The following is a 25,489-nucleotide window of genomic DNA, read 5'->3' as shown; positions in this document are numbered from 1 at the left end:
GAAGGCCGATCAGAACGAGGCGTCGACCACGTCGCCGATCTTCGCCGCCACCAGCTCGTCCCGGATCACCGCGGCGTCGCCCTCCACCACCAGGGTCAGGCCCTTCGGGTGCAGCTGGGCCGCCGCGGCCGCCGACACCTGCTCGACGGTCGCTTCCAGGTACTGCGTGCGCAGCGACGGGTAGTAGTCGTCCGGCAGGCCGTGCAGGACCAGGGTGCTCAGCGCACCCACGATCGCGCCCGGCGTCTGCATCTCCACCGACAGCTGGCCGGCCCGCCACGAGCGGGCCACCGACAGCTCGTCCTCGGTCACCCCGTCCAGCTGGGTGCGGTCGATCTCGCCGAGCGTGTCGACGATGGCCGGCACGGTCACCGCGGTCTGCACGCCCGCGGCCACCTCGAACCGGCCGAAGCGCCGGGACATCGCGTAACTGCCGCGGATCCCGTACGTGTAGCCCTTCACCTCGCGGATCAGGTGGTTGAGGCGGGACGTGAAGGCGCCGCCGAGCACCGTGGCCGCGAGCGTCATCGGCACGTAGTCGGGGGTGGCCCGCTCCGGCGACCGGTGGCCGAGGCGCAGCGTCGACTGCACCGAGCCGGGCCGGTCGACCAGGATCACCGTGCGCTGGTCGCGCGGCGTCCAGGCCAGCGGGCCCTCCGGCGCGCGGGCCGAGCCGGTGGTGCCGGCGAACGCGGCCTCGCCGAGGGCGGCCAGGTCGAGGGTGTCCAGGTCGCCGGCGACGAGCAGGACCCCCGGGCGCAGCAGCCCGGACTGGTGGAACGCGAGCACGTCGTCGACCGTGACGGCGGCCACCGACGTCGGGTCGCCGTGCAGCGGACGGCCGTAGCGGCCGGTGCCGAACAGGTCGGCGCGCAGGGTGGCGTCGGCGCGGGGGCCGGGCTGCGCCCAGTCCATCCGCAGCGCGGTCACCTCGTCGTCGCGGACCCGCAGCACGTCGGCCGGGTCGAGCCGCGGGGTGCGGATCGCCTCGGCGGCCAGCCGCACGGTGGCGAGCAGCAGCGGGACCGGCGCGGAGACGCCGACCCGGAACGAGTCCCAGTCGACCGACGGGGACAGCTCGGCGCCGAGGCCCTCGAGGGCGAGCGCGTAGGCGGCCGAGTCGCGCGTCCTGGTGCCCTCCTCGAGCGACTTGGCCAGCACCGTCGCGGTGCCCTCGCGGCCGTCCGACTCGTGCGCGGCGCCGGCGTCGAGCAACAGCATGGCGCTGGCCAGCAGCTGACCGGGCAGGTGCGCGGCGATCACGGTGCCGCCGCCCACGGTGACCCGGCGGATCTCCGGGAAGGTGTAGGGCCGGGCCTCGCCCGTCCCCGGCCTGGTGGCGACGAGGGTCATGCCTTCTCCTCCGGCAGGTAGGTCAGCGTCACCCGGGACTCGGGCTTGAGGGCGTACGCGGCGGCCTCGGTCACGTCGTCGGCGGTGACCGCGAGCCACTGCGGCAGCCGGTAGGCGACCGTGGCCGGGTCGCCGAACTGCGTCGCATACCGCCCGAGGGTGTCGGCCCGGCCGCCCACCGTGGACAGCGACCGCCACCACGCGGTGGTCAGCAGCGCCTTGGCCCGGGACAGCTCCTCGTCGGTGACCGGCTCGGTGACCAGGCCGGCGATGACCTCGGACAGGCCGTCCTCCAGCTCGGCCACGTCGACGCCGTCCTTCGCCGTCGCCGTGATGATCAGCGGGGCGGGGGCGTGCGCGAGGTCGACCCCGTACGAGCCGATGTAGTCGGGCTGGGCGATCCGCTTGCCGTCGGCGAGCCGCTGATAGAGCCGGCTGCCCCGGCCGTTGCCGAGGACCGTGGCGAGCACGGTGATCGCGTCGTAGCCGGCGGTGCCGAACGGATGCGTACGGTGCGAAAGGTAGATCCGCGGAGCCGGTACCGCCGCACTCACCGTTTCCCGCGCCGGGGTGGTCGCCGGACCGGTCAGGTGCGCGGAGGGTGCCGCCGGGATGCCCGCCACCGGGGCGAGCTGCCCGAAATACTTCTCGGCGAGCGCGAACACCTCGGCCGGCGACGCGTCCCCGGCCACCGTCAGCACGCAGTTGTTGGGCACGTAATACTGCTGGTGGAAGGCCTTGAAGGTGTCCAGGCCGGCCGCGTTCAGGTCTTCCATCGACCCGATCGTGGGGTGATGGTAGGGGTGGCCGGGCGGGTAGAGCAGCTCCAGCAGCCGCAGCCAGGCGTCGCCGTAGGGGACGTTCTCGTACCGCTGGCGGCGCTCGTTCTTCACCACCTCGCGCTGGTTGTCCAGGGTTTCCTGGGTGAGCGCGGGCACCAGCCCGCCCATCCGGTCGGCCTCCAGCCACAGGGCCAGCTCGAGGTGCTCGGACGGCATGGTCTCGAAGTAGTTGGTGCGGTCCGGGTTGGTGGTCGCGTTGAGCGAGCCGCCGTTGCCCTGCACCAGGCGCATGTGCTCGGTCTTCTTGACGTGCACCGAGCCCTCGAACATCAGATGCTCGAAGAGGTGCGCGAAGCCGGTCTGCCCGGCCGGTTCGTGCCGCGAGCCCACGTCATACCAAAGGTTGACGCAGACGACCGGCGAGCTCCGGTCCTCACTGACCACAACCCGAAGGCCGTTGTCCAGTCGCGTGGTTTCAATAGGCCACGGATAGCCGGTGGTGACAACCGGCGCACTTGGGGACGTCACCTCCCCATACTGCCTCGTGGGTCAACGCCTGCCTGCCCTTGATCGATAACTGCGTGGCGGTCGCGCCGAGCGGGGTGCCATGCTGGCAGGCGTGCTTGAGGATGTCCGGGTCAACGACCGTCTGACGATTCCGGCGGCCGAGCTCTCCTGGCGCTTCTCGCGCGCGAGCGGCCCGGGCGGCCAGGGCGTCAATACCACCGACTCGCGGGTCGAGCTGTCCTGGGACGTGGCCGGCTCGCCGCTGCTGCCGACCGCGCTGCGCGAGCGGGCGCTGGCCCGGCTCGAGGCGCGGCTGGTGCAGGGCGTGCTGACCGTGGTCGCCTCCGAGCACCGCTCCCAGCTGCGCAATCGTGAGGCCGCGGCCGCCCGGCTGGCCGGCCTGGTCGCCGCCGCGGTCGCCGCGCCGCCGCGGGCCCGGCGCGCCACCCGCCCGTCGAAGGGCTCGGTCGAGCGCCGGATCGCCGAGAAGAAGCGCCGCGGCGAGACGAAGAAGAACCGCCGGTCCTACCCGAACGATTAGCGCCGGTTGAAGGGCGCGACGGCCTCGCGGTTGCGGGCGGCGCCCTCCGGGCCCATCAGCTCTTCGCACACTCGGATCAGCCGGGCACGTAGCGCGGCGGCCCGGCGGGCGAACTCGCGCTGCCTGGCCACGTACTCGGCTTTGCCCTCCGGGGTTTCGATTTTCACCGGATCGTGGCCGTAGGAGGTCAGATCGTACGGGCTGGCCTGCATGTCGAGCAGCCGGATGTCGCCGGCCAGGGCGAAGCAGTCGAGCGCGAGGGCACCCGGCACGGCGGGGCCCAGCTTCTGCGCCCACTTGTGCACATCCATCGCGGCGTGCAGGCAACCCGGCTGGTCGAGGTCGACCTGGGTGGCCCGGGTGGGCTGCAGGCGGTTGAGCCCGACGGCCTCCGGGGTGAAGAAGCGGAACGCATCGAAATGCGTACACCGAATCGGGTGTTGCTCGACGACCTTGTCGGTCTCCGCCTGGCCGAGCCGCAGCGGCAGTTGATGCCGGTGGTCGCGGTCGCGGTAGACCATCGCCCACTCGTGCAGGCCGAAGCAGCCGGAGAAGACCGGGCGGGACGCGGTCGCGGTGAGGAGACCGTGGATGTAGCGCACGCTCTCGCCGCGGGCCTGCATGAACGCGTCCTGGTCGAGGGTGACCACGCCGTCCGGAAATTTCATGTAGAACTTCCAAGTGGCCTGCTCGGCCAGGCCGTCGGGGGCCGGGGCGAGGCCGGCACCGACGCCGGGATGCCAGCGCCGCATCTGCGCGGGCCGGGTGCCGTAGTAGTCGTAGAGGAAGTCCTCGATCGCGTGTTTCTCGCCGGTGGCCCGCCGGGCACGGTGGCCCGCGGTCATCTCGTCGGCGCGCTCGGCGTGGGCCCGGGCAAGGGGAATCCAGGTGACCGAGGGCAGCGTCGTGGTGAGTGCCCTCACCTGCTTGATCCCCATCGCATCAGCGTATCCAGCCGAGGCGATCAACACGATCACCGTTAGGCGCGAATGAGCTCCGCCACGGCCGCCGGGTCACCCAAGTCCGGGGCGTTATGGTCGAATTCGGGCGTCACGATCAACTTGGCGTTCGGGATTGTCGCCAAGATCAAAGGCATTCCCTCCTTGATGTACGCCGGGGAGCGCCCCCCACCGAGCAGGAGAACCGGCGAGGTGATCGTGGCGTAGCGCCCGCCGTCCGATTCCATCTCGCGCGCCACGATCAGCTCGCGCACGACCGTGGGCAGCACCTCCCGGATCGCCCGGCCCTCGGCGGTGAACCGCTGCATCGCCCAGACCGCTGCGGTGACCACCGGCCCGCTCGGCATGAAGCCGAGCGCGTGCAGGTAGTAGACCATCGCCCGCGCGTCCCGGCCCTCGGCGAGCAGTTGCTCGTAGCGGGGCAGCCAGGCCGTCGGCAGCGAGCCGTCGATGCTGACCGCCGGCTCGTAGGCGATCACCCGGTCGAGGTCGGTCCGCAGCGCGACGTGCAGCGCGACCAGCCCGCCGTAGCTGTGCCCGAAGATCTGCCGCGACCCGGTCTCGGTGAGCACGTCGAGCGCGTCGGTCACTTCTTGATCGAGGCCGTAGTCGGGACTCTGGGCCGGGCTGCGCCCCCGGCCGCGGCGCTCGACGACGTGCACCGTGTACGAATCGGACAGCGCGTCGGCCAGGGCGGCGTAGTGCCGGGCCCGGCGGGTGGTGCCGGGCACGACGATCAGACCGGGGCCTTGACCTACCGTCGTCACATCGACAGAAGACATGTTCTGGAATGTAGTACACCTACTACATTCTTGATAGTGTGCTGGACATGGGAGGAATGACTTTGACGGGGGAGCTCGACACCGGCACCGAGGTGCCGGCCGGCGAGCGGGTCATCGACGTCCGTGACCTGCGGATGCGTTACGGCACGACGGATGTGCTGGCCGGGGTGAGCTTCACCGCTCGCCGCGGCGAGGTGCTGGCCCTGCTCGGGCCGAACGGCGCGGGGAAGACCACGACCATCGAGATCCTCGAGGGTTTCCGGATGCGGTCGGCCGGCGAGGTGCGGGTCCTCGGCGCCGACCCGGCGTCGGCCGGCGAGCACTGGCGCGCCCGGGTCGGCGTGGTGTTGCAGTCCTGGCGCGACCACGGCAAGTGGCGGGTACGGGAGCTGTTGAAACACCTGGGGACGTATTACGCGGCCTACTCCACGCCGGAGATCAGCCGCCCGTGGCCGGTCGACGACCTGCTCGACGCGGTCGGCCTCACCGCGCACGCCGGCCAGCGGGTGATGCGGCTCTCCGGTGGCCAGCGCCGCCGGCTCGACGTGGCGATCGGCATCGTCGGCCGCCCCGAGCTGCTCTTTCTCGACGAGCCGACGACCGGTTTCGACCCGGCCGCCCGCCGCGAGTTCCACGACCTGGTGCACCGGCTGACCGATGTGGACGACACCACCATCCTGCTGACCACCCACGACCTCGACGAGGCCGAGAAGCTGGCCGACCGGATCGTGATCCTCGCCGGCGGCCGGATCATCGCGGACGGTTCGGCCGACGAGCTGTCCCGGCAGGTGGCCGGCCAGACCGAGATCCGCTGGACCAGGGACGGCCAGCGGTTCATCCACTCGGCGGCGGACGCGACGGCCTTCGTCCGGCAGCTGTTCTTGCAGTACGGCGAGGACATCGGCGACCTCGAGGTGCGCCGCGACAATCTCGAGGACACCTACATGAAGCTGGTGTTCGACGCCGAGGGAGGCGCGCGATGATGACGGTCCTGCGCACCGGGTTCGCCCGGGGCGGCATCGAGCTGCGGCAGACCCTGACCACGTTCGCCGACCTGTGGACCTACCTGTTCCCGGCCGCCATCCTGATCGGCACGGTCTTCTTCATGCGCGACGCACACGTGCCGGGCACGAGTTTCTCGCTCGGTGCGAGCACGCTGCCCGGCGTGTTCGGCATGGGCCTGGCCTTCGGCGGCCTGGTGACGGTGGCCCAGCTGCTGGTGGTCGAGCGGGAGGACGGCACGCTGCTGCGGGCCAAGGCGGCGCCGAACGGGATGGGCGGTTACCTGGTCGGCAAGGCGGTGGTGGTCGGCGGGATGACCGCGATCAGCCTTGCCCTCCAGCTGGTGCCGGGCCTGTTCCTGGTCGACGGCCTGCACGTGAGCCTGAGCGGCTGGCTCAACCTGCTCTGGCTGGTGCCGCTCGCGTTCGTGGCCACCATGCCGATCGGCGCGGTGATCGGCTCGACCTTCGAGAACCCGCGCAACCTGGGCCTGGTGATGCTGCCGGTCTTCGGGCTGGTCGCGATCTCCGGCATCTTCTACCCGATCACCGGCATGCCGGGCTGGTTGCAGGCCGTCGGGCAGGTCTTCCCGATCTACTGGCTAGGGTTGGGCATGCGCTCGGTGTTCCTGCCCGACTCGCTGGCGGTCGTCGAGCTGACCCATTCCTGGCGGCATCTCGAGACGTTCGGCGTGCTCGCGGTCTGGGCCGTGCTGGGTCTGTCGCTGGCGCCGTGGTTCCTGCGACAGATGGCGCGCCGCGAGTCGGGTTCCGCGGTCGCGGCCCGGCGTGAGCGCGCGATGGCCACCGTGGGTCGCTGAGGGGGCCGGGCAATTGGGTAACAGTGAAATCACCTACAACCGGATCGCGATGTTGCGGGCCGAGCGTGGGATCTCGCGGCGGGAGCTCGCCGACGCCCTGGGCGTCCACTATCAGACGGTGGGCTACCTGGAGCGCGGCGAGTTCAGCCCGAGCCTGCACCTGGCCCTGCGGATCTGTGCGTACTTCGAGGTGCCGACCGAGGTGGTGTTCTCCCTCGACCCGTTCCCCCGGCTGGGCGCGGAGTCCAGTGGCGCCGCCCGACCGGCGTAGATTTCCCGGGGAGAGCCTCGAGAGATAGGGAATTCTTCGTGCGTTTCGCCCGCTTTGTCCATGCTGGTGGAGTTTCGTTCGGTGTCGTCGAGGGCGCCGAGGGCGAAGGCCTGACCATCGCCGAGATCGACTCGCTGCCGTTCGCCAAGGTGAAGTTCACCGGCCAGCGCTGGGCCCTCGCCGACGTCCGGCTGCTCGCCCCGATCTTTGCGAGCAAGGTGATCGGCGTCGGCCGCAACTACGCCGACCACGCCGCCGAGCTCGGCAACGAGGTGCCCAAGGAGCCGCTGATCTTCCTCAAGCCGTCCACCTCGGTGATCGGCCCCAACGACGCGATCCGGCTGCCTCCGCAGTCGCAGCGGGTCGAGGAGGAGGCCGAGCTGGCCGTCGTGATCGGCGCGAGCGGCGCCCGCCGGGTCGACCGGGCCGGCGCCGAGGCAGCCATCTTCGGCTACACCATCGCCAACGACGTCACCGCCCGCGACCTGCAGCGCAGCGACCCGCAGTGGACCAGGGCCAAGGGCTTCGACTCGTTCTGCCCGATCGGCCCGTGGATCACCACCGGCCTCGACGTGAGCGACATCGAGATCCGCTGCGAGGTCGGCCGCAACCCGGACACCATGGAGGTGCGCCAGATCGGCCGCACCAAGGACATGGTCTTCGACATCCCCACCCTGGTGTCGTATGTGTCGCACGTCATGACGCTGCTGCCCGGCGACATCATCCTCACCGGCACCCCGGCCGGGGTCAGCGAGCTGACCACCGGCGACACCTGCTCGATCACCATCCAGGGCATCGGCGAGCTGCGAAACACCGTGGTCTCACTGGAGTAGCTCGACCGTCGCCGCCAGCGACAGGCCATTTGCCGTCCGGTACGCCCGGGCCACCTCCTCGGTGGTCAGGGCGGACCGGGCGGTTTTTTCGGCCTCGTCCCGGTCGCGGACCTCATCCGGGGTGAAGATCGCCGAGCCGAGCGCCGCCCGCTCCCGCTCGGCCACCGCCAGCAGCGTGAGCGCCCGCTCCGGCGGCTCGAGCTGGGCCAGCCCCTCGATCGCGTCCAGCTGGCCCTCGGTGATGCCCAGCTCGGTGTAGATGGCCAGCGACCGCCGCATGTAGTCGCCGGACATCGCGGCCGAGCCCCGGCGCCGGGCGACGATGCCCAGGTTGGTCAGCGCGGCCGCCTCGCCGCGCGCCTCGCCGATCGCCCGGAACGCGGTGAGCGCCCGCTCGAACAGCGGCCCGGCCTCGTCCAGCCGGTCCAGGCAGCGCAGCGTCCCGGCGGTGTTGTTCAGGCCGGCGGCGATCATCCGGGCGTCGCCGGCCGCCTCGGCCAGCTCCAGCGCTTCGAAGCCGTACGCCAGCGAATCCTGGTAGTCGCCCTGCCCCTGCGCGGTGATCAGCAGGTTGTTCAGCGCGGCCAGCACCCCGGCCCGGTCGTCCAGCAGCCGGAACGTCGCCAGGCCCTGCTCGCCGAGCCGGCGCGCCTCGGCCAGGTCACCGGAGTTGCGGGCCAGCGCGGCGGCCGCCCGCAACGCCCGGGCCCGGGCCGCGGACGGCTCGCTCGGCGCGGCGTCGAGCGCGCGCCGCAGGTGACCGCGGCCCTCGGCCATCTGCCCGCTGATCCACCAGAACCACCACATCGCGGCGGCCAGGGTCAGCCCGTCGGCCGGGTCGCCCGCGGTCAGCGACCAGTCGATCGCCGCCAGGACGCTCGGGTGGGCCGCGGCCATCGACGCCAGCCAGGCGGTGTGCGCCGGGCCGTCCGGCGGGGGCGGGGTGGCGAGCCGGTCGAGCCAGAGCGCCACGAACCGGGCCCGGGCCGGGTCGCCGGTGCTCAGGTGCTCGGCCGCGTACTCCCGGATCGTCTCGCTCATCCGGTAGTGGGTGCCGTCCCAGCCGACCATCGAGCGGTCGCGCAGCTGGGCCAGCGGATCGAGCGCGTCGGCGCCCTGCACCCGGCCGGCCGCGTCGGCGTCGAACGGGCCGGCGAAGAGGCTCAGCCGGGCCATCAGCGCCTGCTGGGTCTCATCGAGAAGGTCGTGTCCCCAGTCGATGGTCGCCCGCATGGTGCGGTGCCGGGCCAGCGGCGCGGTGCCGATCAGCTCATCGAGGCGGCCGGTCACCGCGGCCAGCGGCAGCGAGCGCAGCCGGGCCGCGGCCAGCTCCAGGGCGAGCGGCAGGCCGTCCAGGCGGCGGCACAGCTCGGCGGCCGGCGCGAGCTCGGCCGGCCGCAGCCCGGTGCCGCCGCGGGCGGCCGCGACCCGCTCGCCGAACAGCCGCACGGCGTCGGCCGGGGTCAGGCCGGGCAGCGGCCAGAGTGCCTCGCCGGGCACGCCCAGCGGCTCCCGGCTGGTGGCCAGCACCCGCAGCCCCGGCACCGCGCCGATCAGGTCGTCCACGGTCGCCGCCGCCTGCGCCCGGACGTGCTCGCAGTTGTCCACCACCAGCAGCGCCCGCCGGTTGCCGAGGTGCCGGGACAGGGCCTCGATCGCGGTGACGCCCGGCTCGTCGCGCACCCCGGCCGCGGCGGCGAACCGGGTCGCGTCCGCGGTCGCGTAGCCGGCCAGCTCGACCAGAACCACCGTGTCGTACTCGGTGGCGACCTCGCGGGCCAGCTCGTACGCGAAGCGGGTCTTGCCGGAGCCACCCGGGCCGGTCACCGTGAGCAGCCGGGTCTCGCCGGCCAGCGCATGCGCCCGGTCCAGCTCGGCGCGCCGGCCGATGAAGCGGCTGCGCGATCCGGGCAGGCCGGGCGCCGGGCGATCCAGCGTCGGGTCCCGCCGGCGGATCCCCGCGGCGAGGGCGGTGAGACCCGGTCCGGCCTCGGTTTCGTACGACCGGAGCACCGCGACCGTGGCGTCGAAGACGTCCAGCGCATCCGCCGACCGCCCGGCCCGGTGCAGCTCCAGCATCAGGCGCTCGACCAGCGGTTCGGCCGCCGGTTCGGCGGCCACCCAGGCCCGCAGCTCGGCCAGCACCGGACGGCCCGCGGCCAGCTCCCGGTCGACCCAGTCGCGCCGGGTCGCCAGCAGCAGCTCGGTGAGCCGGGCCGCGGCCGCCTCGACGATCGGCCCGCCGCCCCCGCCCTCGTAGGCCGGCCCGCGCCACAACCCGAGATCACCGGTCGCCTCGAACTCGTCCGCGTCCAGCTCGCCGGCGTGCAACGCGTACCCGCCGGCGGTCGAGCTGAGCCGGTCACCGACCACTTTGCGCAGCGCCGACGCGTGCACCTGCAGGGCCGGCCCGGCCGTCGCCGGCGCCCCCTCCGGCCACAGCTCGGCGATCAGCCGCTCGGCCGAGACCAACTGCCCGGCCGACGCGATCAGGGCCGCCAGCAGCGCGCGCGGCCGTGGCGCGAGCGGCGCGACGGACCCGTCATCGGAACGCACCCGAACCGGGCCCAGCACCTCGAAGCGCATGAAACTCCGTCTTAAGCGTTTGTTTGGCCGCGGCGTTCACGCTAGCGGGCGCAACACATCGAGAGCAGGGGGCGAACAGATGAAGATCCTCGTCACCGGAGCCACCACCAACATCGGGCGGATGGTGGTCGACGAGCTGCTCGCGCTCGGTGCCGGCGACGTCCGGGCACTGACCGTCGACCCGGTGCGGGCCGCGCTGCCGGCCGGGGTCGAGGTCGCGCGCGGTTTTCTCGGCCGGCCGTCGACGCTGGCCGCCGCGTACGCCGGGGTGGATGTGCTCTACCTCGCGCCCTACCTGCCGACCGTGACCGAGGCATGCCGGCTGGCCGCCGAGGCCGGAATCGGGCGGATCGTCGACCTGGCCGGGCCGAAGGGCGAGCACTGGCAGGCGGTCGAGGACGCGGTCGAGGAGTGCGGCGTGCCGTTCACCCACCTCGAACCGGGCGAGTTCATGGCGAACGCCGCGATCTGGAGCCGGCAGATCCGGGCCGGTGACGAGGTGCGCGACGTGCACGGTGCCGCGGCCAACGCCCCGATCGCCCAGGAGGACATCGCGGCGGTCGCGGCCCGGGCCCTGCTCGACCGTTCCCTGGTCGGCCACTCGCTGGAGCTGACCGGTCCGGAGATGCTGTCGCGGCGGCGGAAGGTGGAGCTGATCGGGCAGGCGCTCGGGCGTGAGCTTCGTTACGTCGAGTTACCGCGCGATGAGGGCATCGCGGAGCTGGCGACGGACATGGGCGAGCACGCCGCCTGGTACGTCGACGGCCAGGCGATGTTGGTCGAGCACCCCCGGAAGGCGACCGCCACGGCCGTCGAAATCGCGGGCCGACCTGCGACGACGTTCCTTCAGTGGGCCCGCCGGAACGCGGATCTCTTCCAGGACTCGTAACCCGATTTGGTGGGCCAGGGGTGGTCGGGTAGAGTTTCTTCTCGGCGCGGGAAACCGGGCCAATGGGGTATGGGGTAATTGGCAGCCCGACTGGTTCTGGTCCAGTTAGTCTAGGTTCGAGTCCTGGTACCCCAGCGCTACCACTCCTGCAAAGAGTGGTGGAGCTGGACATCTGATAGTGTTCGGCCTCGCCGCTCAAGCGGTAGTTGAAGCAAAAAGCAAGTCCTGGCCCCGTCGTCTAGCGGCCTAGGACGCCGCCCTCTCAAGGCGGTAGCGAGGGTTCGAATCCCTTCGGGGCTACATTCGGTGATGAGTCTGCCAGCAAAAAGCGCTGGCAGGCTCATTTCGTATATCTACCTAGGGGCCGAGCCCCCAGACCCCCACGGTGCGGTGGTTGCGCATCTGCGCTCGCACATCGACCTACTTGAGGCTGTCTTCGGCATAATTACGCGATGGCAGACACCGTGGTCCGTCGAGTCGATCTCGGCTATTTCATTCGCCCCGCGCAGGAGACCGGCACGGGACACCCCCGCGTCGAGCCGACGCTCGGCTACCTGATCGAGCACCCGCTCGGCACCGTCCTCGTCGATACCGGCATGGGCAGCCACCCGGAGGTGGACGCCTGGTACCACCCGCGCCGGATCCCGCTCCGGACCGCGTTGCGGGCCTCCGGGGCGAAGATCGACGACATCGGGTACGTGGTGAACTGCCACCTGCACTTCGACCACTGCGGCGGCAACCCGGAGCTGGCCGGCCGCCCGGTCTTCGCGCAGCGCAGCGAGCTCGCGATGGCCCGGACGACCGAGGACTACACGCTGCCGCCGCTGATCGACTACCCGGGCGCCCAATACGAGGAGCTGTGCGGTGAGGCCGAGATCCTGCCCGGCGTGGTGATCCTGCCGACGCCCGGCCATACGGCCGGCCACCAGTCGGTGGTGGTGACCCGCCGCGACGGCACCGTCATCGTGGCCGGTCAGAGCCACGACAACGCCACCCTGTTCACCGGCGACGTGCTGGCCCAGCGGGCCGGTGTCGGCCACTATCCGGCCTGGCTGCACCGGATCCTGGCGCTCGACCCGAGACAGGTCGTCTTCGCTCACGACAACGCGGTCTGGACCCCCGGTTCGAGCCAGGTCAGCGCGTCCTGAGGGAATGCTGCCGAGATCTCGGCCCGGCCCTCGTGGAAGTGTGACCAGCCCTCGTAGTGCACCGGCACGATCCGCCGGGGCTTGACATGTGCGCAGAGCCGGACCGCGTCCCGCCCGGTCATCGTGAACCGGGCGGGCCCGGTCAGGCCGAACTGGACCTTGCCCAGGTGCAGGACGGCAACGTCCACATCGAAGCGGGACGCCACCTCCAGCACACCGGGGAAGACCACCGTGTCCCCGGAGATCCACACCACCGTCGACGAGCCGGCCGGCTTCAGCGCGAAGCCGGTGGTCGGCCCGACGATCGGCACCGCCCAGACCGGCCCGTGCCGGGACGGCGTCGCGGTGATCTCCAGGTCCTTGACCGCGGTGCTCGCCCACGGCCGGAGACCGGTCGCGTTGCCGCCCAGCCGCCGCGCCCCGGTCGCCGTGGTGATCACGGTGGGGACCGACGGCAGCAGCGCCCGCCCGGCGTCGTCGAGGTTGTCCGCGTGCTGATCGTGGGTGAGCAGCACGGCGTCCAGCCGCCCGAGATCCGCCGCCGGGACGGCCGGGCCGGTGGTCTTGCGGGACGACGTGCCCCAGCCGAACGAGTACCGCCGGCCGGGCGCGTCGAACGTCGGATCCACCAGCAACCGCACCCCGTCCAGCTCGATCAGCGTGGTCGGGCCACCGATGTGGGTGATGTTCATTGCGCGTGCGCCAGGGCCCATTCCAGGACCTCGTCGGCGATCTGCTCCCAGCCCTTCTGGGCCGGCAGCAGGTGGGCGTAACCCTCGTACTCGCGCCGCTCGGTCAGAGTGTGGGGGGCCTGGTAGTGCTTGAGGTTCGACTCCTGGATCGCCGGCGGCATGATGTGGTCCTCGGAGCCGGAGACGAACAGCAGCGGAGCCCGGTTGTCGTTGTGGTAATCGACCCAGGTGTCCTGGTGGCCCGGCTGGAAGTTGGCGAGCACCCCGCCCCACAGGATGCCCCCGCTGGCCGGGATGGCGTAGCGCTCCCAGAGCGCCCGCGCCTCGTCGTCGGCGAAGGTGTTGGTGAAGGCGTACTTCCATTCGTCGAAGGTGAGCCCGATCGCCTTGTGCCGGTTGGCCGGGGTCTTCAGCACCGGGAAGGTGGACTTCAGCTGGGACAGCGGCACCACCCGGACGCCCTCGGTGGGCGCCGAGTTCATCGCCACGCCGGCCGCGCCGAAACCGTGGTCGAGCAGGATCTGGGTGAACGCGCCGCCGGCCGAGTGCCCGATGATGATCGGTGACTCGGGCAGTCCCCGGATCGCCTCCTCGAAGTGGGCGATGATCTGCGGCACGGTGACGTCGATGATCGGCGTCGGGTCGGCGTTCAGCGCCTCCACCTCGACCTCGAAACCGGGGTAGGCCGGCGCGATCACCCGGTGGCCCTTGGCTTCGTAGTGTGCTTTCCAGTGTTCCCAGCTGCGCGGGGTGACCCAGAATCCGTGGACCAGAACGATCGGCTTCATACGTCGTACTCCTTCAGGAAGGCCAACAGGTCGGCGGAGAGCTGGTCTTTGTGGGTGTCGGTGATGCCGTGCGGTGCGCCCGGACAGACCGCCGGCCGCGCGTTCTTGAGCCGGCCGGCCGACGCCTGCCCGCCGACGGCGAACGGGACCACCTGGTCGTCGTCGCCGTGGATGACGAGTGCGGGCACGTCGACCGCGTCCAGGTCAGGCAGCCCGCCCGGGTTGTCCGGGGTGCGCAGCATGAACGGCGGCACCGCCGAGACCAGCACCAGCTGCACCACCGCGCCGTCCGCGGTGGTCACGAATCCCATGCCCCGATCCTGCGGGGAGCGTGTCCACCGGCGAATCCCGTGCGACGCGTAGTCAGTCGTGCAAACTCCCGCGTAGCTGTCGCCGCGACTGCACACTGAGCTTCCGGTACACCTTCCGCAGGTGGTAATCCACGGTGCTCGCGCTGAGATACAGGTTCGCCGCGATCTCCGCATTCGTTCCGCCGTCCCGAGCCAGGCGCGCAACGGCGGCCTCCTGCGGGGTCAAGGCCGTTTCGTCCGCCTTCGGTACGGGCATCGCGACGCTCCCGCCGAGGGCGCGCAGTTCCTTACGCGTACGTTCGGCAAACGGCTCCGCGCGCACCTCCTCGAACATCTCCAGTGCGATCGCCAGCTGCTCCCGCGCGTCCCGTCGGCGGCGCTGCCGGCGTAGCCACTCGCCGTAGAGCAGCCGGGCCCGGGCCAGGTCACCGTGGCCGAGCCCGCCGGTGAGGTGCTCGATCGCCCGGCGGTAGTACGGTTCCGCCTCGGTCGCGCCGGCCAGCAACGCCCGCGAGCGTTCGAGCAGGCCGGTGACGCGCGGAGTGCCGCAGGCGCCGGCCGCGAGCGCCAGGTCGGCGAGGGCGCGCTTGGCGGTGCGCCGGTCGCCGGCCCGCAGCGCGGCCTCGACCAGATCGGGCAGTCCCTCGGCGTAGCGTTGCGGCCGGCCCAGCGAGACCAGTTCGCACAGGATTTCGCGGGCCGAGGCGTACTGGCCCTCGGCGTTGTCCAGCACCGCCAGGCTCAGCCTCGTCCAGCTGTGCAGGCCGCCCAGCCCGAGCATCGCGAAGACGCCGAGCGCGGCCCCGGCCGACTCGCGGAGGCCCGGCCCGCCCCGCCACGCGGCCAGCTCCGGGTGACGCCACACCTGCGCCTGGTCGGCGGTCATGCCGAGTGCGGTGCGCAACCGCTGGCCGGCCTCGTCGTGCCGGTCGGCTTCGTCCAGCCGGCCGAGCAACGTGAAGGTCATCGTGCCGAGGTAGTGCACCAGGTCGAGGAAGTGCAGCGCACCGGTCCGGCGGGCGGCTGCCTCGGCCCGGCGCAGCAGCCGGTCCTTGACCGCGTCCTCCCAGAGGAGTTCGCAGAGGTTGACGCCGACCACGAGGCGGGCGAGCAGAGCCTCGTCGGGCAGGCCGGGGTCGGCGATCGCGTCGATCGCCCGGCGGACGGCCGGGATGCCCTGCTCGTAGCCGCCGACCGTGAAGTCGGCATAGCCGGCCAGGATCAGCTCGTCCAGGCTTTCCGGGTCGCGGCCGACCAGGCGGGCGGCGGCGGCGATCTCCGGCTCGCTCACGGTGGCGAACTGCTCGGCGCTGCGCATCAGCTCGGTCGCCTGCACGAGGGCACGCCGGGCCCGATCGGGGTCGGCGCCGAACGCCTCGGCCGCGGCCAGGCAGCGGGCCGGCCCGAGCCGCTGCCCGTCCGGCATGCCGAGGTTGACCTCGGCCAGCGACCGGGTCAGCAGGGCGCTGCCCCGGGCCGGCCCGGGCAACTCGCTCTCGTCCACCGCGTCGAGCAGCAGCACGGCCCGCGCGTAGGCACCGGCCGCGAGCGCCGCCTCGGCCGCTCGCACCTGGCGCAGGGCCTGGCCGGCCCGGTCCGGGGTGAGCTCGGCCGCCCGGGTCAGGAAGGTGGCCCGGGCACTGTGCCCGCCGCGGGCGGCGGCCCGGTCCGCGCGGCGCTCCAGCTCGGCCGCGACCACCTCGTCCGGGCCGTCCGCGGCCGCCGCCAGGTGCCACGCGCGCCGGTCGGCGTCGCCGCCGCCGGTGGTCACCTCGGCCAGCGCGCGGTGCACGGCCCGGCGCTGGGCCGGCGTCGCGCCGCCGTAGACGGCCGAGCGCACCAGCGGATGCCGGAACGTCATCGCCGGCGAGCCGGTGACCAGCCGATCGGCCTCGGCCGGGCCGGCGTCGGCGGGCCGCACCCCGAGCAGCCGGGCCGCCGCGGCCAGGCGCACCGGGTCGCCGCCCGCGCCGGCCGCGGCCAGCAGCAGCCAGACGCGGGTGGCCGGGGGATATTCGTCGATCCGGGCGGTGTAGTGCGCCTCCAGCCGGCTGCCGATCGGCGGCGGTTCGGGCAGTGGTGCGCTGCCGGCGAGCTGCTCGGCGGTCAGCTCGCGGCCGAGGTCGACCAGGGCGAGCGGGTTGCCGCCGGTGGCCCGCGCGACGTGCGCGGCCAGGGTCGGGTCGACCGGGGTGTCCACCACGTCGACGAGCAGCGCGGTCGCCGCCGCCGCGGCCAGGCCGGTGATCTCCCGCGCCTCGACGCCGGCGAGCAGGCCGGGATCGTCGTCGTCGGCGCGCAGGCCGAACAGCAGGACCACGCCCTCGGCGTGCAGCCGGCGGGCCACGAAGGCAAGCGCTCGCAACGATTCCCGGTCGAGCCACTGGGCGTCGTCGACGATGCAGACCCGCGGCCGTTCGGCGAGCATCGTGAGGGTGGCCAGGCTGACCAGGTAGAGATCGGGTGGCGGGCCCTCGGCCAGGCCGCAGGCCACCTCCAGGGCCGCGCGCTGCCCGGCCGGCAGCCGGTCCCGGCCGTCCAGCAGCGGGATCAGCAGCCGGTGCAGCGCCGCGTACGGAAAGTCGGCCTCGGCCTCGACCCCACTGATCGACAGTGCCTCGGCCGCGCCGTCCGCGGCGTACGCAAGCAATGCGGTCTTGCCGACGCCGGCCTCGCCCCGCAGCACCAAGCTCGCGCTGCGCCCGCCTCGCGCTCCGGTCAGGAGGGTGTCCAGCGCGGCGCATTCCGCTGCCCGCCCGAGGAGTCGCACGGGCGCACTGTATCGAGCTGTTGTTACGCGGTTACAGGCCCGAGAGGCGCTGGCCCGCGCGGACCACCGCCATCGCGTGCCGCTCGCCGGGACGACGACCCAGCCGTTCGATCGGACCGCTTATGGAAATCGAGGCGATCACCCGCCCGGTGCGGTCGCGGATCGGCGCCGAGACACTCGCCACACCGGGCTCACGCTCGGCGACGCTCTGCGCCCAGCCGCGGCGGCGCACCTCGGCCAGCGTGCGGCCGGTGAACTTGCAGCGGGGCAGCAACGGCATGACCGCCTCCGGCGGCTCCCAGGCGAGCAGGATCTGGGCGGCCGAACCGGCGGTCATCGGCAGCACCGAACCGACCGGAACGGTGTCCCGCAAACCGCTCGCGCGTTCGGCGGCGGCCACACAGATCCGTTCGTCGGCACGGCGGAGGTAGAGTTGTGCGCTCTCCCCGGTCGCGTCCCGCAATGCGGAAAGCAGGGGTTCGGCCGCGGTCAGCAGAACGTCCGGGGCGGCGTTCGCCAGCTCGCCCAGACGGGGGCCCGGACGCCATCGTCCCTGGGTGTCCCGGACCAGCATCCGGTGGATCTCCAGGGCCTGGGCCAGGCGATGTGCGGTCGCCCGGGGCAGCTTCGTACGGTCTACCAACTCGGCCAGGCTGGCGCCGTCGACACATGCGGCGAGGATGACAACCGCCTTGTCGAGAACGCCGACACCGCTCATACTGTGTCCCACAAGCCGAAACATACCTCCCAGACTTTAGGATGTCCAGATGGTGGGAGTCACTCCGAAGCCGAGGACTTTGGCGGAGAAAGTGTGGGACGACCACGTTGTCCGCTCCGCCGACGGCGAGCCTGATCTGCTCTACATCGACCTGCACCTGCTGCACGAGGTGACCAGCCCGCAGGCCTTCGACGGTCTGCGTCAGGCCGGCCGGCCCGTGCGCCGCACCGATCTCACCTTGGCGACCGAGGACCACAACACCCCTACGGGCTATGCGGATCCGGCGTTCAACACCAAGCGTGGTGAGCTTTTCACGATCGCCGACACGGTGTCCCGCACGCAGATCGAGACGCTGCGGAAGAATTGCGCCGAGTTCGGCGTGCAGATCCGCCCGCTCGGCGACGTCAACCAGGGCATCGTGCACGTGATCGGGCCGCAGCTCGGCCTGACCCAGCCCGGCCTCACGATCGTCTGCGGTGACTCGCACACCGCCACCCACGGCGCCTTCGGTGCGCTGGCCTTCGGCATCGGCACCAGTGAGGTCGAGCACGTGCTCGCCACCCAGACGCTGCCGCAGGCCAAGCCGAAGACGATGGCCGTGACCGTGGTCGGCGAGCTGCAGCCCGGCGTCTCCGCGAAGGACCTGATCCTCGCGCTCATCACGCAGACCGGCACCGGCGGCGGCAACGGCCACATCGTGGAGTACCGCGGCGAGGCCATCCGCAAGCTCTCCATGGAGGGCCGGATGACCATCTGCAACATGAGCATCGAGTGGGGCGCCAAGGCCGGCATGATCGCGCCGGACGAGACCACCTTCGCCTACCTGGAGGGCCGCGAGCACGCGCCCAAGGGTGCGCAGTGGGACGAGGCGGTGGCCTACTGGACGACCCTCGCCACCGACGAGGACGCCGAGTTCGACACCGAGATCATCCTGGACGCCACCGCGGTCAGCCCGTTCATCACCTGGGGCACCAACCCCGGCCAGGGTGCGGCCCTCGACAGCGTGGTGCCCGACCCGGACGAGTTCATCGAGGAGACCGACCGCAACGCGGCCCGGCGCGCCCTGGAATACATGGCGCTCACGCCCGGCACCCCGTTCCGCGAGGTCCCGGTCGACGTGGTCTTCGTCGGCTCCTGCACCAACGGCCGGCTGGAAGACCTCCGCGCCGCCGCCGACGTGCTGCGCGGCCACCGGGTGCACGACGACGTCCGGATGATGATCGTGCCCGGCTCCTACCAGGTGCGCGAGGCCGCCGAGGCCGAGGGCCTCGACAAGGTCTTCACCGAGGCCGGCGCCGAGTGGCGCTTCGCGGGCTGCTCGATGTGCCTGGGCATGAACCCGGACACGCTGAGCCCCGGCCAGCGTGCCGCCTCCACGTCGAACCGCAACTTCGAGGGCCGGCAGGGCAAGGGTGGGCGTACCCACCTGGTCTCCCCGCAGGTCGCCGCCGCTACCGCCGTGGTGGGTCGCCTGGCCGCGCCCGCCGATCTGTCCTCTGCCGGCCTGTGACGGGAGTTTCACGATGGACAAGTTTGTGACCCACAGTGGCAAGGTCATGCCGCTACGCCGCTCCGATGTGGACACCGACCAGATCATCCCCGCCGTCTACCTGAAGCGGGTCACCCGGACCGGCTTCGAGGACGGCCTGTTCAGCGCCTGGCGCGAGGACCCGGGCTTCGTGCTGCACAACCCGGCCCACGCCGGGGCCACGATCCTGGTGGCCGGCCCCAACTTCGGCACCGGGTCGTCCCGGCAGCACGCCGTCTGGGCACTGCGTGACTGGGGCTTCAAGGTGGTCATCGCCTCCCGGTTCGGCGACATCTTCCGGGGCAACGCCCTCAAGGAGGGTCTGCTGCCGGTCCAGCTCGACCAGAAGGCCATCGAGGCCCTTTGGGACATGGCCGACAGCGAGCCGGAAAAGCAGATCACCGTGGACCTCGGCGCCCGTCAGGTGCGCGTGGACGACGCTTCATGGTCGTTCCCGATCGACGATTTCAGTCGCTGGCGCCTCATGGAAGGCCTCGACGACATCGGACTGACGCTTCGCCACGAAGAATCGATCACCGAGTACGAGAAGAGCCGCCCCGCTATCAAGCCGGTCACCATCTGACTTGCAAAACGGTGTTAGCACAACGATTCACGCCCCCATCGGGTCCCCGGTGGGGGCGAATTCGTTGCAACACAAGGGTTTTTTTGCCACGAATGTTTGTGTCTGCTGGTCAGAGGGCATACCGTGCGCGCAGAATGGCTCGCATTGGGCCAGTTCTCACTTTCGGGAGGAAACCGTGAACAAGGCCGAGCTCATCGAGGCGCTCGCCGCCCGACTTGGAGACCGGAAGACGGCGACGGCTGCACTTGATGCGGTCATCAGTGAGGTGGAGAACGCCGTCACCAAGGGCGACAAGGTCGCGATCACCGGCTTCGGCTCCTTCGAGAAGCGGGTTCGCAATGCGCGTACGGCGCGTAATCCGAGGACCGGCGAAGCGGTGAAAGTGAAGAAGACTTCGGTCCCCGCTTTCCGGCCCGGCACCGCTTTCCGGGAGATGGTCGCGAGCGGAAAGGTCGCCAAGGCGGCCGCCCCCGCCAAGAAGGCGGCCGCTGCCACCAAGACGGCGACCGCCACCAAGTCGACCGCCGCGGCGACCAAGTCGACGGCTACCAAGTCGGCGCCGGCCAAGAAGGTCGCGGCCACCAAGACGGTCGCTACCAAGGCTGCGCCGGCCAAGAAGGTCGCGGCTACCAAGACGGCGACCGCGACCAAGGCTGCGCCGGCCAAGAAGGTCGCGGCCACCAAGACGGCGACCGCCACCAAGACGGCGCCGGCCAAGAAGGCGACCGCCACCAAGACGGCGCCCGCCAAGAAGGCCACCGCCACCAAGACCGCCCCGGCCAAGAAGACCGCGGCGGCGACCAAGGCGGCTCCGGCCAAGAAGGCGGCGACCGCGACCAAGACGGCCGCGGCCAAGAAGACCACCGCCGGTAAGACCACGTCGGCGGCGGCCAGCACGCCGGCCCGTTCGCGAGCCACCAGCTCGACGACGCGCAAGACCCGCTGACCGCGCCCTAGAACGCGCGACGGGCGTCCACTCGTACGGTGGACGCCTTTCGTGTGTCCCGGCGCGGCCGCACCCGCTGTGCCTACCGTCCGGGCATGGAGCACAGAGCGAGGCCGCGGGGACTCACCAGCCGGTCGCTGATCGCCGCCGTGCTGTTCGCGGTGGCGGTGGTGCCGGGCTGGACGCTCGGCGACCTCGCCGAGGACTGGACCGGTAACGGTCTGCTCGATTGGCTGGTCACCTGCGCCTGGTGCGGCCTGGCCGTGCGCGTACTCGCGCCGGCCGGGTCCTACCGGGCGCGGGACGGCTGGCTCGGTGCGGTGCCGTTGTACGGCTTCTACCTCACCTGCGTGCTCTGCTGGCGGGTGGCGTACCTGCCGTTCCGCGACTGGGAACCGCGCCCGGACGAGTTGTCCCGGGCCCGCTGGCTCACCGGCGACCTGCTCGGCCTGTGGCGGGCGGACGTCATGCCCACCCGCCGCCCGCCGGTCACAACCGGGACGCGTCCAGCAGCCGGTCCCCGGACCAGGTGAGCAGCCAGGCGTCACCCTTCGGGGTCTTGTAGGGCTCCGGGTCGCTCTCGTCGCGCAGGGTGGCCAGCATCGTCGGCATCACCTTGCCCTGACCGCAGATCACCGGCACCGAACGGCCGTCGCGCAGCTCGAGCAGCCGATGGGCGCCCAGCTTCGCCTTGGCCGGTGCCTCGTCCGCGTCGGCCGGCTCGGCGAACGCGCTGTCCTGCACGATCGGCGTGCCACCGAGCAGCGCGGCCAGGGGTTCGAGGGTCTGCTTGCACCGCAGCGGGGTGGCGGCGATCAGCCGGCTCGGCCGCAGCAGGGCCAGCACCGCACCGATCCGCTCGGCCTCGGCCCGGCCGAGTTCGTCGACCGGGCGCAGCGCGTCGTTGCCCTTCCACTCCTTGCGCTCGCCGGCGTGCGCGTGCCGGACCAGGCCGACCACCGCGGTCACCGGCGGCAGCGCGGCCACCTGCTCGAGGATCCGGCGCTCGTCGGCGTAGCTGACCCGGGCCGCCGCCTCGGCCGGCGACAACCAGGCCACCTGGTCGACCTCGTCGGTGTCCTGCACCGGGCCGCCGGTCTCGGCCCGCATCAGCCAGTAGTCGACCGTCTTGGGCGTGCCGTCCGGCAGGTCGTAGGCGACGGTGGGCAGCCGCAACTCGGGCACGCCCGTCCAGCCGGTCTCCTCGGCCACCTCGCGGACCGCACCGGCCAGCGGGTGCTCGTCGCCGTCCAGCTTGCCCTTGGGCAGCGCCCAGTCGTCGTAGCGCGGACGATGCACCAGGCAGACCTCGGTCTGCCCGTCGTCGGTCGAGCGGTGGAGCACCCCGCCCGCGGCGCGAACCTGATCCGCCATCAGTGCGGCTTGCCGATGATGCGGCGCAGGAGGGCGTCCTGCAGGTGCCGGTGCGGCTCGGACGGGCCGAACGGGCGGCGGTGCCAGGTGCCGTCGCCGGCCAGGTCCCAGCCTTCGCTCTCGTCGCTCATCGACAGCTCGAGAACCCGGCTCAGGTCGCGCTGCGCCGACGGCAGCGTCACCCGGACCAGGGCCTCGACCCGGCGGTCCAGGTTGCGGTGCATCAGGTCGGCCGAGCCGATCCAGTATTCGGAGTCGTCGCCCGGGCCGAACCGGAACACCCGGGAGTGCTCCAGGAAGCGGCCGACGATCGAGCGGACCCGGATGTTGTCCGACAGGCCGGGCACGCCCGGGCGCAGCGCGCACATCCCCCGGATGATCAGGTCGACCTTCACGCCGTCCTGCGAGGCGCGGTAGAGCGCGTCGATCGTCTCCTCGTCGACCAGCGAGTTCACCTTGAACTGCACGAGGGACTCGCCACCCTCGCGGGCGATCTCGGCCTGCCGCTCGATCCGGTCGACCAGGCCGGTCCGGACGCCGTGCGGCGCCACCAGCAGCCGGCGGTAGGACCGCTGCCGGCTGTAGCCGGTGAGCACGTTGAACAGGTCGGTGACGTCCGCGCCGACCTCGGGGTCGGCGGTCAGCATGCCGAAGTCCTCGTACAGCCGGGCGGTCTTGGGGTGGTAGTTGCCCGTGCCGATGTGGCAGTACCGCCTGATCTGGTTGCCCTCCTGGCGTACCACCAAAGCGGTTTTGCAGTGGGTCTTGAGGCCGACCAGGCCGTAGACGACGTGGCAGCCGGCCCGCTCCAGGGTCCGCGCCCAGGCGATGTTGGCCACCTCGTCGAAGCGGGCCTTCACCTCGACCAGCACGACCACCTGTTTGCCGGCGGCGGCCGCGTCGACCAGCGCATCCACTATCGGCGAGTCGCCGCTCGTGCGATAGAGCGTCTGCTTGATGGCCAGCACGTTCGGGTCGGCGGCGGCCTGCTCGATGAAGCGCTGGACGCTCGTCGAGAACGAGTGGTACGGGTGGTGGACCAGGATGTCGCTCTCCCGCAGCCGGTTGAACACGCTGCGCGGCACCTCGCCGTCGGCGAGCTGCGGGTGGGTGGCCGGCACGAACGGCCGGTCCTTCAGATCGTCGCGGTCGCACTCGCCGAAGACCTGCCACAGCGACGACAGGTCGAGCAGGCCGGGCACCCGGAGCACGTCCTGGCTGGCCATGTCGAGCTCGCGGACCAGGGTGTCGAGCACGTGGTCGCTGATCGAGGCGGCCACCTCGAGTCGCACCGGCGGGCCGAAACGGCGCTGCGCCAGCTCGCGCTCCAGGGCCTGCAGGAGGTCCTCGTCGCGGTCCTCGTCGACCTCCAGCTCGGCGTTGCGGGTCACCCGGAACAGGTGCCACTCCTGGATCTGCATGCCGGAGAACAACTGGTCCAGGTGGACCGCGATGAGCTCCTCGACCGGCAGGAAGCGCACCCCACGGCTGTCGTTCTGCACCGTCACGAAGCGCGGCACGTTGTTCGGCACCTTGATCCGGGCGAACAGCTCCGAGGCACCGCCGTCCGGCTCCCGAAGGACAACAGCCAAATTCAACGAGCGGCTTGAGATGTACGGGAAGGGGTGCGCCGGGTCGACCGCGAGCGGGGTCAGCACCGGGAAGACCTGCTCCCGGAAGTAGGTCCGCAGTCGCTCCTTCTCGGCCGGGCCCAGCTCGCCCCAGCTGACCAGCTCGATCCCCTCGGCGGAGAGCTTGGGCCGGACCTCCTCGCCGAAGCAGGCCGCGTGCCGGGTGACCAGGTCGGTGGCGCGCTGGCTGATCATCTCCAGCTGGCCGCGCAGCGAGATGCGGTCACCGCCGCGCATCGGCAGGCCGGCGCTCAGCCGCCGCTTCAGCCCGGCCACCCGGACCATGTAGAACTCGTCCAGGTTGCTGGCGAAGATGGCCAGGAACTTGGCCCGTTCCAGCAGCGGGGTGCCCGGGTCCTCGGCGAGGGCGAGAACCCGCGCGTTGAAGTCGAGCCAGGACAGCTCGCGGTTGAGGAAACGGTCCTCGGGCAGCTCGGGGGCGCTGTCCGACTCGAAGGCCTCGTCCGCCGCCGATTCGGTTTCGGCCAGCTCTGTCACGATGTGCTCCAAGTCGGTAGGGCCGGGCGCCTCATCGTCGCTTCCGGGTTTCTCGCCCTGGATCTGGTCGCCCGGGATTTGGTCGGCCGGGATGTGGCCGGCCTGGATTTGGTCGCCTTGGGGAAGGAAGCGGCCGTTCGGGCCACGCCGACGGGTTTCGGGGATCCGGGGCGAGGTTTGCATCGCTCCATCATTGCGGTTCCGGGTGAAACGTGAAACGAACTAGAGCTTGATCAACTCAACCGATTCCGGGAATGGTGACCCGGCTCACGGCGCCGGAAGGCTCCGTGTCGATATTGACCCGCTGCCCCAAACGCAGCAGGCGCAACCCTGACCGGTCGAAGGCCGTCGCATCAAAGGCCAGCTCAGCGCCGGTGTCCAGGAGGAGAGTCCCGCTGCGGGTCTCGGGGTCGAAGGTCGCGATCGTGCCCTGCATGCCCTGACGCTACCGGTTTCAGGCGGCCGGGACGCAGCTCACCGTGAGTCCGAGATCACGCAACAGGTCACACGTGTGCCGGCCCGCGCCCTGGGTGAGCACCCGCCGCAGGTCGGCCGGGGTGTCGACGTCCTGGCGCAGGCCCGGCCAGTCACCCAGCAGCGGCTTCGCGCCGGAGGCCGCGTGCGCCGCCGCCGAGCCCAGCCCGAAGTGTGGATCGAGCGGCTCGCCCGGCCCGGCCGTCAGCAGGACCGTGCCGGTGCCCGCGGCGTCGGCCACGAAGCTGCGGGTACCGGCCTGGCTCAGCGCCTCGTCGAGATGTTCCGCCCGCAGCGCCGGCAAGTCCCCGGCGAGTACCGCACGGAACCGGTTGAGTCCGGCGATCTCGTCGGCGCCGAACCGCATCGCCGCGTTCAGATCGGCCGCCGGTGTGTCCGGCACCACCCGCGCGCCCAGCGCGCCCACCGCCGCCGCCGCGACCGGGTCGTCGGTCACCACCACCAGCTCGCCCACCGCCTCACCGGCCAGCACCGCCGACACCGTGTCGCACACCATGGCCAGCGCCAGATCGGCGTGCCGGGGCGCCGGCACGGCGCCACGCAGGCGGCTCTTCGCCGCGCTCAGCCGCTTGACGGGGATCACCGCCGTCCAGTCCCGCACCATGGGGGCAAGTCTGCCAGCGGTCACGGTAACGACCCCTGCCTGGTCCCGCGGCCCGCGAGCAGGCATGATTCGTCCGAG

25 protein-coding genes and 2 tRNA genes are annotated in these 25,489 nt (G+C 71.7%); 13 read left to right on the top strand and 14 right to left on the bottom strand.

The window, feature by feature from the left end; translation table 11 throughout:
• Positions 1-9: 9 nt before the first annotated feature.
• Together Adu01nite_RS01795 and Adu01nite_RS01790 are read right to left on the bottom strand one after the other, a co-directional pair.
• Entirely contained in the window at positions 10-1,353 is a 1,344-nt protein-coding gene (locus Adu01nite_RS01795; protein ID WP_203724427.1) for a M16 family metallopeptidase, read from the bottom strand.
• Positions 1,350-2,663, bottom strand: a complete 1,314-nt coding sequence (locus tag Adu01nite_RS01790) for a M16 family metallopeptidase (protein ID WP_203724426.1) — start codon at positions 2,661-2,663, stop codon at positions 1,350-1,352. Before Adu01nite_RS01790 ends, Adu01nite_RS01795 begins: the two co-directional genes overlap by 4 nt.
• Before the next feature lie 79 nt (positions 2,664-2,742).
• Between Adu01nite_RS01790 and arfB the strand changes: the two genes are divergently transcribed.
• A complete protein-coding gene (gene arfB, locus Adu01nite_RS01785; RefSeq protein WP_239132054.1) occupies positions 2,743-3,183 on the top strand; it encodes an alternative ribosome rescue aminoacyl-tRNA hydrolase ArfB in 441 nt (146 codons plus the stop codon).
• Here the strand turns inward: arfB and Adu01nite_RS01780 are convergent.
• Entirely contained in the window at positions 3,180-4,121 is a 942-nt protein-coding gene (locus tag Adu01nite_RS01780; protein ID WP_203724424.1) for a 3-methyladenine DNA glycosylase, read from the bottom strand. The two genes, arfB and Adu01nite_RS01780, sit on opposite strands and share 4 nt — an antisense overlap.
• 41 nt (positions 4,122-4,162) lie before the next feature.
• Positions 4,163-4,924 carry an alpha/beta fold hydrolase gene (locus Adu01nite_RS01775; protein ID WP_203724423.1) on the bottom strand — a complete coding sequence of 254 codons (762 nt, stop codon included), beginning with the start codon at positions 4,922-4,924 and terminating at the stop codon, positions 4,163-4,165.
• 56 nt (positions 4,925-4,980) lie between these two features.
• On the opposite strand from Adu01nite_RS01775, the gene Adu01nite_RS01770 reads away from it, so the two are divergent.
• From Adu01nite_RS01770 to Adu01nite_RS01755, 4 genes are read left to right on the top strand one after another with little or no spacing between them, the layout of a single operon-like run.
• Positions 4,981-5,907: an ABC transporter ATP-binding protein gene (locus Adu01nite_RS01770; protein ID WP_203724448.1), complete on the top strand. Its 927-nt coding sequence runs from the start codon at positions 4,981-4,983 to the stop codon at positions 5,905-5,907.
• Entirely contained in the window at positions 5,907-6,746 is an 840-nt protein-coding gene (locus Adu01nite_RS01765; RefSeq protein WP_203724447.1) for an ABC transporter permease, read from the top strand. Before Adu01nite_RS01770 ends, Adu01nite_RS01765 begins: the two co-directional genes overlap by 1 nt.
• 49 nt (positions 6,747-6,795) lie before the next feature.
• Entirely contained in the window at positions 6,796-7,017 is a 222-nt protein-coding gene (locus tag Adu01nite_RS01760) for a helix-turn-helix transcriptional regulator (RefSeq protein WP_203724446.1), read from the top strand.
• A gap of 38 nt (positions 7,018-7,055) precedes the next feature.
• Positions 7,056-7,850 carry a fumarylacetoacetate hydrolase family protein gene (locus tag Adu01nite_RS01755; protein ID WP_203724422.1) on the top strand — a complete coding sequence of 265 codons (795 nt, stop codon included), beginning with the start codon at positions 7,056-7,058 and terminating at the stop codon, positions 7,848-7,850.
• On the opposite strand, the gene Adu01nite_RS01750 is transcribed toward Adu01nite_RS01755, so the two are convergent.
• A complete protein-coding gene (locus tag Adu01nite_RS01750; protein ID WP_203724421.1) occupies positions 7,839-10,436 on the bottom strand; it encodes an ATP-binding protein in 2,598 nt (865 codons plus the stop codon). The two genes, Adu01nite_RS01755 and Adu01nite_RS01750, sit on opposite strands and share 12 nt — an antisense overlap.
• 79 nt (positions 10,437-10,515) lie before the next feature.
• Here Adu01nite_RS01750 and Adu01nite_RS01745 point away from each other — a divergent pair, with 79 nt between their 5' ends.
• From Adu01nite_RS01745 to Adu01nite_RS01730, 4 genes are all read left to right on the top strand, one after another.
• The gene (locus Adu01nite_RS01745; RefSeq protein ID WP_203724420.1) at positions 10,516-11,325 is read left to right on the top strand and encodes an NmrA family NAD(P)-binding protein; all 810 of its coding nucleotides are present in this window, start codon (positions 10,516-10,518) and stop codon (positions 11,323-11,325) included.
• A 63-nt stretch (positions 11,326-11,388) separates the two neighbouring features.
• Positions 11,389-11,460: transfer RNA gene (locus Adu01nite_RS01740), tRNA-Gln, on the top strand.
• A gap of 92 nt (positions 11,461-11,552) precedes the next feature.
• A tRNA-Glu gene (locus Adu01nite_RS01735) sits at positions 11,553-11,625 on the top strand.
• A gap of 152 nt (positions 11,626-11,777) precedes the next feature.
• Entirely contained in the window at positions 11,778-12,473 is a 696-nt protein-coding gene (locus tag Adu01nite_RS01730; protein ID WP_203724419.1) for an N-acyl homoserine lactonase family protein, read from the top strand.
• On the opposite strand, the gene Adu01nite_RS01725 is transcribed toward Adu01nite_RS01730, so the two are convergent.
• Genes Adu01nite_RS01725 through Adu01nite_RS01705 form a run of 5 tightly spaced genes read right to left on the bottom strand, consistent with a single transcriptional unit; the run spans position 12,422 to position 17,752 of the window.
• Positions 12,422-13,165 carry an MBL fold metallo-hydrolase gene (locus Adu01nite_RS01725; protein ID WP_203724418.1) on the bottom strand — a complete coding sequence of 248 codons (744 nt, stop codon included), beginning with the start codon at positions 13,163-13,165 and terminating at the stop codon, positions 12,422-12,424. The two genes, Adu01nite_RS01730 and Adu01nite_RS01725, sit on opposite strands and share 52 nt — an antisense overlap.
• Positions 13,162-13,953, bottom strand: coding sequence for an alpha/beta hydrolase (locus tag Adu01nite_RS01720; protein WP_203724417.1), 792 nt, complete (start codon positions 13,951-13,953; stop codon positions 13,162-13,164). The genes Adu01nite_RS01725 and Adu01nite_RS01720 overlap by 4 nt, the downstream gene beginning before the upstream one ends.
• Positions 13,950-14,264, bottom strand: coding sequence for an alpha/beta fold hydrolase (locus Adu01nite_RS01715; RefSeq protein ID WP_203724416.1), 315 nt, complete (start codon positions 14,262-14,264; stop codon positions 13,950-13,952). The genes Adu01nite_RS01720 and Adu01nite_RS01715 overlap by 4 nt, the downstream gene beginning before the upstream one ends.
• Before the next feature lie 52 nt (positions 14,265-14,316).
• Positions 14,317-17,034 (bottom strand): helix-turn-helix transcriptional regulator, encoded by a 2,718-nt coding sequence (locus tag Adu01nite_RS01710; RefSeq protein WP_203724415.1) that lies wholly within the window; start codon positions 17,032-17,034, stop codon positions 14,317-14,319.
• A gap of 31 nt (positions 17,035-17,065) precedes the next feature.
• Positions 17,066-17,752: an IclR family transcriptional regulator gene (locus Adu01nite_RS01705; RefSeq protein ID WP_203724414.1), complete on the bottom strand. Its 687-nt coding sequence runs from the start codon at positions 17,750-17,752 to the stop codon at positions 17,066-17,068.
• Positions 17,753-17,801: 49 nt separating this feature from the next.
• Between Adu01nite_RS01705 and leuC the strand changes: the two genes are divergently transcribed.
• The 4 genes from leuC to Adu01nite_RS01685 all read left to right on the top strand — a co-directional run bounded on the left by leuC (position 17,802) and on the right by Adu01nite_RS01685 (position 21,342).
• Complete coding sequence (leuC, locus tag Adu01nite_RS01700; protein WP_203724413.1) at positions 17,802-19,262, top strand: 3-isopropylmalate dehydratase large subunit; 1,461 nt, start codon at positions 17,802-17,804, stop codon at positions 19,260-19,262.
• A 13-nt stretch (positions 19,263-19,275) separates the two neighbouring features.
• Positions 19,276-19,863, top strand: a complete 588-nt coding sequence (gene leuD, locus Adu01nite_RS01695) for a 3-isopropylmalate dehydratase small subunit (protein ID WP_203724412.1) — start codon at positions 19,276-19,278, stop codon at positions 19,861-19,863.
• Between the two features lie 175 nt (positions 19,864-20,038).
• Positions 20,039-20,809 carry an HU family DNA-binding protein gene (locus Adu01nite_RS01690; protein WP_203724411.1) on the top strand — a complete coding sequence of 257 codons (771 nt, stop codon included), beginning with the start codon at positions 20,039-20,041 and terminating at the stop codon, positions 20,807-20,809.
• A gap of 95 nt (positions 20,810-20,904) precedes the next feature.
• Positions 20,905-21,342, top strand: coding sequence for a hypothetical protein (locus Adu01nite_RS01685; protein WP_203724410.1), 438 nt, complete (start codon positions 20,905-20,907; stop codon positions 21,340-21,342).
• Here Adu01nite_RS01685 and Adu01nite_RS01680 read toward each other — a convergent pair.
• From Adu01nite_RS01680 to cofC, 4 genes are all read right to left on the bottom strand, one after another.
• Entirely contained in the window at positions 21,299-22,183 is an 885-nt protein-coding gene (locus Adu01nite_RS01680) for an NUDIX hydrolase (protein WP_203724409.1), read from the bottom strand. The genes Adu01nite_RS01685 and Adu01nite_RS01680 overlap by 44 nt on opposite strands.
• Positions 22,183-24,312, bottom strand: a complete 2,130-nt coding sequence (locus Adu01nite_RS01675; protein ID WP_379131268.1) for an RNA degradosome polyphosphate kinase — start codon at positions 24,310-24,312, stop codon at positions 22,183-22,185. The genes Adu01nite_RS01680 and Adu01nite_RS01675 overlap by 1 nt, the downstream gene beginning before the upstream one ends.
• Before the next feature lie 238 nt (positions 24,313-24,550).
• A complete protein-coding gene (locus Adu01nite_RS01670; protein ID WP_203724407.1) occupies positions 24,551-24,748 on the bottom strand; it encodes a cold-shock protein in 198 nt (65 codons plus the stop codon).
• 18 nt (positions 24,749-24,766) lie between these two features.
• Positions 24,767-25,411, bottom strand: coding sequence for a 2-phospho-L-lactate guanylyltransferase (gene cofC / locus Adu01nite_RS01665; RefSeq protein WP_203724406.1), 645 nt, complete (start codon positions 25,409-25,411; stop codon positions 24,767-24,769).
• Positions 25,412-25,489 lie beyond the last annotated feature (78 nt).

Source organism: Paractinoplanes durhamensis (genome assembly GCF_016862175.1).
Taxonomy (GTDB): domain Bacteria; phylum Actinomycetota; class Actinomycetes; order Mycobacteriales; family Micromonosporaceae; genus Actinoplanes; species Actinoplanes durhamensis.
Note: the sequence above shows the minus strand (reverse complement) of the source record. Positions and strands in the feature narration are given on the sequence as shown.